Raw genomic sequence first — 554 nt, 5'->3', positions numbered from 1 at the left:
GCTGTTACTGACGAAGACACGCCAGTGACAATTGATGTCCTGCCAAACGATACTGACATTGATGGCGATACGCTGTCGATTGACTCGGCATCTGTGCCGAGTGACCAAGGGACAGTTGAAATTATTGATGGCAAACTGGTGTTCACACCGGCAGAGGACTTCAATGGTGACGCTGCAATCACTTACACCATTACCGATGGTTCGCTGACTGACCAAGCGACGGTCAACGTCACCGTGAATGCGGTGAATGACACGCCTGTGGTTGAGAGCAACCTCGCAGACCAAACCTTGGCAGAAGACTTTACGCCATACAGCATCGATCTAAATACCGCTTTCAGCGATGTAGATAACGTGGATGGCGAGCTGAGCTTCAGCGTTTCTGGCAACAGCAACATTCAAGTGGCGATCGTCAATGGCATTGCTACGTTCACTCCAACTGCGGATTGGAACGGCTCAGAAGCATTGACCTTTACGGCTACCGATCCAAGCGGCGAGAGCGTTAGCCAAACGGTGAACTTCACGGTAGCGCCTGTGGCGGACATCGTGGCAGACAA

General features: G+C 52.0%; 1 protein-coding gene. It reads left to right on the top strand.

Features of this window, described 5'->3' with window-relative positions; genetic code table 11:
- Window positions 1–24: 24 nt before the first annotated feature.
- A partial coding sequence (locus R7O13_RS29845) for a tandem-95 repeat protein (RefSeq protein ID WP_318305590.1) occupies window positions 25–554 on the top strand: 530 nt, incomplete at its 3' end.

It is taken from the genome of Vibrio sp. Y176 (genome assembly GCF_033438945.1).
Note: the sequence above shows the minus strand (reverse complement) of the source record. Positions and strands in the feature narration are given on the sequence as shown.